The sequence below is a fragment of the Actinomycetes bacterium genome, from assembly GCA_035489715.1.
Classification (GTDB): Bacteria; Actinomycetota; Actinomycetes; order JACCUZ01; family JACCUZ01; genus DATHAP01.
In genome coordinates, this window is record DATHAP010000105.1 from 25,414 (window position 1) to 33,437 (window position 8,024).

At 75.9% G+C, this 8,024-nt stretch carries 8 protein-coding genes and 1 pseudogene; 8 read left to right on the plus strand and 1 reads right to left on the minus strand.

Annotated features, from left to right (window positions below):
* Nucleotides 1-3: 3 nt before the first annotated feature.
* Nucleotides 4-432 (minus strand): annotated as a pseudogene (mraZ, locus tag VK640_08355) (division/cell wall cluster transcriptional repressor MraZ).
* 313 nt (nucleotides 433-745) lie between these two features.
* On the opposite strand from mraZ, the gene VK640_08360 reads away from it, so the two are divergent.
* The 8 genes from VK640_08360 to VK640_08395 form a co-directional block, all read left to right on the plus strand.
* The gene (locus VK640_08360; protein ID HTE73196.1) at nucleotides 746-1,705 is read left to right on the plus strand and encodes a DUF4129 domain-containing protein; all 960 of its coding nucleotides are present in this window, start codon (nucleotides 746-748) and stop codon (nucleotides 1,703-1,705) included.
* A complete protein-coding gene (locus VK640_08365) occupies nucleotides 1,698-2,357 on the plus strand; it encodes a hypothetical protein (GenBank protein HTE73197.1) in 660 nt (219 codons plus the stop codon). The genes VK640_08360 and VK640_08365 overlap by 8 nt, the downstream gene beginning before the upstream one ends.
* A gap of 53 nt (nucleotides 2,358-2,410) precedes the next feature.
* The gene (locus VK640_08370; GenBank protein HTE73198.1) at nucleotides 2,411-3,355 is read left to right on the plus strand and encodes a MoxR family ATPase; all 945 of its coding nucleotides are present in this window, start codon (nucleotides 2,411-2,413) and stop codon (nucleotides 3,353-3,355) included.
* Nucleotides 3,352-4,641 (plus strand): DUF58 domain-containing protein, encoded by a 1,290-nt coding sequence (locus VK640_08375; protein HTE73199.1) that lies wholly within the window; start codon nucleotides 3,352-3,354, stop codon nucleotides 4,639-4,641. The genes VK640_08370 and VK640_08375 overlap by 4 nt, the downstream gene beginning before the upstream one ends.
* Nucleotides 4,638-5,246, plus strand: a complete 609-nt coding sequence (locus tag VK640_08380) for a hypothetical protein (protein HTE73200.1) — start codon at nucleotides 4,638-4,640, stop codon at nucleotides 5,244-5,246. The genes VK640_08375 and VK640_08380 overlap by 4 nt, the downstream gene beginning before the upstream one ends.
* 137 nt (nucleotides 5,247-5,383) lie before the next feature.
* Nucleotides 5,384-6,313 carry an AAA family ATPase gene (locus VK640_08385; GenBank protein HTE73201.1) on the plus strand — a complete coding sequence of 310 codons (930 nt, stop codon included), beginning with the start codon at nucleotides 5,384-5,386 and terminating at the stop codon, nucleotides 6,311-6,313.
* A gap of 12 nt (nucleotides 6,314-6,325) precedes the next feature.
* Nucleotides 6,326-7,669, plus strand: coding sequence for a DUF58 domain-containing protein (locus VK640_08390; protein ID HTE73202.1), 1,344 nt, complete (start codon nucleotides 6,326-6,328; stop codon nucleotides 7,667-7,669).
* Nucleotides 7,666-8,024 (plus strand): transglutaminase domain-containing protein (locus tag VK640_08395; protein ID HTE73203.1); only part of this gene is annotated, 359 nt, incomplete at its 3' end. The genes VK640_08390 and VK640_08395, both read left to right, overlap by 4 nt.

Consider the following 8,024-nt stretch of genomic DNA (forward strand, 5'->3'; position numbering starts at 1 on the left):
TGGTCAGATCAGCCCGGGCAGCACCTCCTCGGACAGCTCGGCGAACGCACCCTCCTGGTCGGCCAGGTAGGCCTCCCAGGCCTGCGCGTCCCAGACCTCGACCCGGGCGCCGGCGCCGATGACGACGCACTGCTTGTGCAGCCCGGCGTACTCGCGCAGCGGCGGCGGGACGGTCACCCGGCCCTGCTTGTCCGGGGTCTCGTCGGAGGCGCCGGAGAGAAAGAGCCGCTGGTAGTCCCGAGCCGCCTTGCTGGTGACCGGCGCCTGGCGCATGAGGGTGTAGAGCCGGGCGAACTCGGCCTGCGGGAAGACGTAGAGGCAGCGCTCCTGGCCGCGGGTGATCACCAGGCCGCCCGCGAGGGGCTGGCGGAACTTGGCCGGCAGGAAGAGCCGTCCCTTGTCGTCCATCCGTGGCTGGTGGGTGCCAAGGAATGCCGGGACGAACGCTGGGTCAGCTGCCGCGCCTGGGGCGGCCGGCGCGGCCGGCGCGGCCGGCTGTCCACCGTCGTACTCCACATCGACCTACCTCCCCACCGCATCGAGCGTCGTGCTCCCCCACTGCACGCCACTGTACTCCACTTACCTCCACCGTCAACCAGTTCTCGGCCGTGTCCGCCCCGGACTTGAGCACCAGGCGGCCACCACTGCTCCAGGACCACGGAGGCCCGGAGGGCCGGCGGATCGGTGCCGAACCGTGACCGCCGGGCGGTGCCACCCCGCGGGCGGCCGTTGTTGGATGTGGCCCGTGGCGCGACGGGGAGGTCCCCAGCGCCCCGACCACCCGTCGGGCGCGCCGGACCGCCGTGCCCCGTCGGGCGCGCGGGGCAGCGCCACCACCCGGACGGTGGCCGTCGTGGCGCTGCTCGCGGTCGCCGCGCTCGCCCTGCAGGCCCGGCGCGGGCTGGACTGGTCCGAGCTGGACGACCCGGTCGAGGTGTCCTGGCTGCGCGCGGCGGTCTCGGTGCTGCTGCTCGTCGTGCTGTGGCAGCTGGCCCGGCCGCTGGTGCGCCGGCTGCGCCGGCCCAAGCGGCATACCCGCCCCGGCGAGGACGACGACGGGCCTGACGGCGAGAGCATCCCGTTCTGGCTCCGGCTGGCCGCGCTGGCCCTCGTGCTCGGGTCGCTGCTGGTCGCCTGGCTGCTGCTCTCGGCGATCGTCCCCACCGTGCGCCAGCCGGAGGTGGCGGCGGACCGGCCCGGCGCCGGCGGCGGGGACGACGGCGGCACCGGGCTCGGCCCGTCCTGGACCTCGCTCGTCCTGGCGGCCGGAGTCCTGCTCGCAGTCCTGGCGGCCAACCGGTGGACCTCGGCACGACGGGACCGGGCAGCCCTCGCGGCCGGTCCGGACGACACCGACGGCGAGGCGGCCCGCCTCGAGACGGCGGTCGTCGCGGCGCAGGAGCAGCTCGGCGGCCACACCGACCCGCGGGCGGCGATCGTCGCCGCCTACGCCGCGATGGCAGCGACGCTGTCGGCCGGCCTGGCCCGGCGGGGCAGCTCCGCCCGGGCCTCCGACACCCCCACCGAGCTGCTCACCCGGGCGGTCGGCTCCGGGCTGGTGTCCGAGGGGCCGGCCACGTCGCTGACCGAGCTGTTCCGGGAGGCCCGGTTCAGCCGGCACCAGATGGGCGAGGGGCACCGCCGGGCTGCCGAGGACGCCCTGCACGCCGTGCGCGCCGAGCTGGCCGGGGTGCGGCGTGCCTGACACCGGACACCCGGAGGCGCCCGACGGGGACGACCTCGACCGCGCCGACCACGCCCACCGCGCCGACCGCGCCGACCGCGCCGACCGCGCCGACCGCGCCGAGCCGTGGCACGACCCGTGGGGGGTCCGCGACCTCGACGAGGACGACGAGAGCGAGGACGAGGGGCTGGGCACCCGGGCCCGGCTGCTGGTCACCCTCGGCGCCCTGGTCGTCGTCGCCGGCACCGCGGCGGCCGGCGCGGCCGGTCTGCTGGTGACGGTCTCGGTCCTGGCCGGCGTCGCCGTCCTCGTGCTCGCCCTGCGGCTGCCCGGTGCCGCACCCTCGCGGCACCGGCCGCGGCCCGGCCCGGCGGTGGACAACGAGCCCTACCGGGCCTACCGCCAGGTCGCCGAGCAGCTGTCGTGGGCCGATGTGTCGCCGCGGCACTACGACGTTGTGACCCGCCCGCTGCTGACCCGGCTGGCGGCCGCCCGGCTGGCCGACCGGCACCGGGTGGACCTCTGGTCCGACCCGGCCGGGGCCCGGGCGGTGCTCGGCGAGGACGTCTGGACCTGGGTCGACCCGGCCCGCGAGGCGTCCCGCGACAGCCAGCCGCCCGGCATCGGACCCGAGACCCTGACGCGCATCGTCGACCGCCTGGAGCACCTGTGACCTCTCAGCCGACCGGCCAGCAGACGGACCCCACCACGGGGCAGGTCGAGCCGCTGAGCACGGTCCGCACCGCCGAGCTGGCCGGCCGGGTCCTCGACGAGCTGGAGCGCGTCGTCGTCGGCCGCCGCCGGGCGCTCGAGCTGGTCCTGCTCGGCATCCTCGGCCGCGGCCACGTGCTGCTGGAGGACGTGCCCGGGCTCGGCAAGACGATGATGGCGCGGGCCTTCTCGGAGGCGCTCGGCCTGACCTTCTCCCGGGTGCAGTTCACCCCGGACCTGCTGCCGGCCGACCTGACCGGGCTCTCGGTCTACGACCCGTCGACGCGCGGCTTCGAGTTCCGGCCCGGTCCGGTGTTCACCCAGCTGCTGCTGGCCGACGAGATCAACCGGACGCCACCCAAGACCCAGGCGGCGCTGCTCGAGGCGATGGCCGAGGAGCAGGTGTCCAGCGACGGCGAGACCCGGCCGCTGCCCCGGCCCTTCGTGGTGCTCGCGACGGACAACCCGATCGAGTACGAGGGGACGTACGCCCTTCCGGAGGCTCAGCTCGACCGCTTCCTGCTGCGGGTGTCGCTGGGCTATCTCGACGTCGCGGACGAGCAGGAGCTGCTGCGCCGAAGGGTCGAGGAGGCCTGGACCCCGCCGACCCTGCGGCCGGTGGTCGACGACCGGACGGTCCTGGCGATGCGGGCGAGCCTGGATCTGGTGACGGTGGAGACGCCGATCCTGGCCTACGTCGTCGCGCTGGTCGACGCCACCCGGGCGCACCCCCAGGTGACCGTCGGGGCCAGCCCGCGCGGCGGGCTCGCGCTGGTCGCCCTGGCCCGCGGGCAGGCGGTGCTCGACGGCCGCGACTTCGTGACGCCCGAGGACGTCAAGGCGGTCGCCGTCGGCGCGCTCTCCCACCGGCTGAGCCTGCGGCCCGAGCTGTGGGTGCGCCGGGTGACCGGAGCCGACGTCGTCACCGAGGTCCTCGCGTCGGTGCCGGCTCCCCGGTGACCAGCACGACGCTCGCCCTGCGGTTCACCGCGACGGCAAGGCTGCGCCGGCTCGCCCTCGTCGCGGCGCTGACCGTCCTCGGTGCGGTCGTCACGGCACACGGCGAGCTGCTGGCCCTGGCCGCGGTGCCGCTGGTGCTGCTCGCGGCGCGGCCACGGCGGGCCCTCCCGACCGCGCTCACCGTCAGCGTCGCCCTCGACCCGGTGCGCTGCGTCGAGGGCGACCAGCTGCGGCTGACCGTGCACGTCGAGCTGCCCGACCGCGCCGTCGACCGGGTCGAGGCAGAGGTCGACCTGCCCGGCCGCACCACGGCGGTCCCGCTCGAGCCCGACGGCGGGCGGGCCTCGGGGTGGACCGTGGTGCCCACCCGGTGGGGCCGGCACCGGGTCGGCCCCCTGCGGGTGCGGGTGGTCGCCGGCGGCGGGCTGTACGTCGCTCCGCTGGTCCTCGAGGTCGGCGACGTCGTGGTGTTCCCGGCCGCGGCCGCCCTCGCCCGGGCGGTCGCGCCGCGCGAGCTGGCGGCGCCGCTGGGCGAGCACGCCAGCCGGGCAGTGGGCTCCGGGGTGGAGTTCGCCGGTGTGCGGCCCTACCAGCCGGGTGACCGCCGACGCGACGTCGACTGGCGAACCTCGGCCCGGCACGGCGACCTCTTCGTCCGGCAGTACGCCGCCGAGCGCGCCTTCGACCTGGTGCTCGTGCTGGACACCTCGACCGACGCCGGGCCTCCCGGGTCGTCCACCCTCGACCTCACGGTGCGGGCGGCCACCGGGCTGGCCCAGAGCTACCTGCGCGCGCACGACCGGGTCGGGCTGGTGACCTTCGGCGGCCCACTGAGGTGGCTCACCCCGGCGACCGGCCCGCGCCAGCTCTACCGGGTCAGCGACGCGCTGATGTCGATGCGGCCGGACGCCACCGAGCGCGACGCGGGCGACGTCGGCTTCGGCCTGGCCGACCTGCCGCGCAGCATGCTGCCGGGCCGGGCCTTCGTCTGCGTGGTCACGCCGCTGCTCGACGACCGGCCGCTCGCCGCCGTACGGCTGCTGCTGGACCGTGGCTTCGCGCCGCTGGTCGTCGACGTGCTGACCAACGAGCCGACCGTGCGCCGGCGGCGCCGCGAGCGCGCCCGCGACGAGCTCGCGCTGCGCACCTGGCGGATGCACCGCGAGGCCCTGGTCGGCGAGCTGGCCGGGCTCGGTGTGCCGGTGCTCGAGTGGGACGGCGAGGGCGACCTGACCGGCGCCCTGAAGCACGCCATGCGGGCCGGCGAGCCGCGGGTGCGGACATGAGCCCGCTGCCCTCACGGGCCGTGGTCCGCGACGTCATCGACCGGCTGACCGTCGTCGCGACGGTCTCGGCCGGGGTCGCGGTGGCCGCCGTGCCGGACCTGCGCCGGCCGGTGCTCACGGCGGGCGGTGCCGCGGTCGCGCTGGCGGTCGGGGCCGCGGTGACCCGGCTGCGCGCGCTGGGCACCCTGGCGGTGGCCCTGACCACCTCGTCCGTCCTGCTGGCGGCGGCCCTCGACGCGTCGGACCTGCGGCCGGTGCAGGTCGTCGCCGCGGGCGTGCTGCTGCTCGCGACGCTGGCGGCCCTCGAGCGCACCGAGACCCCCCTCGGCCGGCGCCTGGGGGCGACCACCCCGCTGGTCGTCCTGCGGGGGCCGGCGGCCTCGCGGCTCGGCGTGGCAGCAGCCGCCGTGGGGGCATCTGCGCTGGTCGCCGCCACGGCGGCGCAAACGGTCGTACCCTCGGTGGGACTGGTCCTGGGGGGCCTGGCCGCCGCGGTGGCGGCACTGGTGCTCACCACCAGGGCGCACCGCGACGAGCCGGCGATCGACGGGCCTGACGTGCACGAATCGTTATCCGGTCGAGTCCCGGGAGACGGGCAGCGATGACAGACTCGCGCTCCGGCGCACCGGCACGAGGAGGACCGTTGACCTTAGGTGAGACCACCGAGCGCTCGGGGGGAACCGCAGCGCCCGCGAGAGCCGACAGGTCGCAGCTCGCCTCGCTATCCGACACCACGACCCAGATGCGGCGCGCCATCGAGGGCGTCATCGAGGGCAAGCGCGACACGGTGCGCCTCGCGATCACCGTGATGCTGGCCGAGGGCCACCTCCTGATCGAGGACGTCCCGGGCGTCGGCAAGACCATGCTGGCCAAGGCGCTCGCGCGCTCGGTCGACTCGTCGGTGCGCCGCGTCCAGTTCACCCCCGACCTGCTGCCGAGCGACATCACCGGCGTCTCGATCTACAACCAGGAGCAGCGCGAGTTCGAGTTCAAGCCGGGCGCGATCTTCGCCAACATCGTGGTCGGCGACGAGATCAACCGCGCCTCGCCCAAGACCCAGTCCGCGCTGCTGGAGTGCATGGAGGAGCGGCAGGTCACCGTCGACGGCATCACCTACGAGCTCGCCGTGCCGTTCATGGTCCTCGCGACCCAGAACCCGATCGAGATGGAGGGCACCTATCCCCTGCCTGAGGCGCAGCGCGACCGCTTCATGGCACGGATCTCGATGGGCTACCCCAACGAGCAGGCCGAGCTGCGGATGCTCGAGACGCACGGCAAGACCTCGCCGCTCGACGACCTCACGCCGGTCGCCGACGCCACCGAGATCGCCCGGCTGATCGAGATCGTCCGCGGCATCCACGTCTCCGACCAGGTCCGGCGCTACGCCGTGGACCTCGTGCTCGCCACCCGGCGCTCCAGCGAGCTGCGGCTCGGCGCCTCGCCGCGCGCCACGCTGCACCTGGTGCGGGCGGCCCGCGCCGTCGCCGCCCTCGACGACCGCGACTACGTGCTGCCCGACGACGTGCAGGGCCTGGCGGTGGCGGTGCTGGCGCACCGGCTGCTGCCGACCGCCGAGGCGCAGATCGGCCGGCGCACCACCGAGGACATCGTCAGCGACCTCGTCGGCCAGGTGCCCGTGCCCGACGACTCGCGCCGACGGGACAGCGAGTAGGAGGAGGACCCGGTGCGGGACGCCTTCCAAGGCCTCACCACCCGCGGCCGCTCCTTCGTCGCCGCGGGGATCGCCGTCCTGGTCGCCGCCGCGGCATCGGCCGCCGACGACCTGCTGCGGATCGCGGTGCTGCTGCTGGCGCTGCCGGTGGTGAGCGCACTCGTCGTGTCGCGCACGCGCTACCGGCTGTCCTCGGGGCGGCGGCTGTGGTCGCCGCGCACCGCGGCCGGCCAGGAGAGCGCGGTCACCCTGCGGCTGGACAACATCTCCCGGCTGCCGACCGGCCTGCTGCTGGTCGAGGACCGGGTGCCGTACGTCCTCGGGTCCCGCCCGCGCTTCGTGCTCGACCGGGTGGAACCCCGGGGTCGCCGCGAGGTGACCTACACCGTGCGCAGCGACGTCCGGGGCCGCTACCAGCTCGGCCCGCTGTCGATCCGGCTCACCGACCCGTTCGGCATGTGCGAGCTGACCCGCTCCTTCTCCAGCCGCGACACCCTCGTGGTCACGCCGCCGGTGCAGGAGCTGCCCCTGGTGCCGCTCACCGGCGAGTGGACCGGCAGCGGCGAGAGCCGGTCCCGGTCGCTGGCCAGCGCCGGCGAGGACGACGCCGGCACCCGTGAGTACCGCCAGGGCGACGACCTGCGCCGGGTGCACTGGCGCTCCACCGCGCGGCTCGGCCAGCTGATGGTCCGCCGCGAGGAGCAGCCGTGGCAGGCCCGCTGCACGGTGCTGCTCGACACCCGCGGCACGGCACACGGCGGCGAAGGCCCCGGCTCGTCCTTCGAGTGGGCGGTCTCCGCGGCGGCGTCGGTCGCGATCCACCTGGTGCAGCACGGCTACTTCGTGCGGCTGGTCACCGACACCGGCGCCCAGGTCGGCGGCGGAGAGCTCGCCATCGACGGCCGCGGCGCCGATGTCGAGGGCGCGATCCTCGACTCGCTCGCGGTGATCGACACCTCGTCCAACGCGTCCCTGCGCGACGCCGGTGCCAGCCTGCGCCGCGGCGGTGGCGACGGCCTGCTGGTGGCCGTGCTCGGCTCCCTGGCGCCCGAGGAGGCGCGCCTGCTGTCCCGACTGCGCCACGGCAGCACCTCGGCGGTGGCGGTGCTGCTGGACGCGCAGTCGTGGGGGTCGCCCAGCCGTCGCGGCGGCCCGGCAACCGGCGCCGCCGGCGGGTCGGCGACCCTGTTGCGGGCGGCGGGCTGGCGGGTGCTGCCGGCCCGGGCCGGCGACAGCCTGCCCGAGCTGTGGCGTGACGCGTCGCGGCACCGCGTGCCCGACCCGCTCGACCCGGCCAACACGGCGGGCAAGGTGGCCGAGTCCCCCGACGCGCGGGTCGCGGGGGTGGGCTCGTGAGGGCCGGCTCCCTGCGGCTGCCGGTCTTCGCCGCGCTCGCCACCGCGACGTCGTCCATCGCGCTGGGCAGCCTCTTCCTCAAGGGCGTCTGGTTCTGGCCGACGCTGGCCGCGATCGTCGTCGTGACCGCGGGCTGCGAGGGCGCCCGACGGCTGTCCCTGTCGCGCACCGCCGTCCCCCTGGGCGGACTGGTCGCGCTCCTGCTCTTCCTCCTCGTCCGCTACGGCCACAGCGAGGCCTACTTCGGCATCGTGCCCAGCGTGGGCTCCCTGGACCGCCTTGGTGACCTCGCGTCGCGCGGCCGGGCCGACATCGAGCGCTACGCCGCGCCGATCGGGGTCTCCGTCGGGGTCGA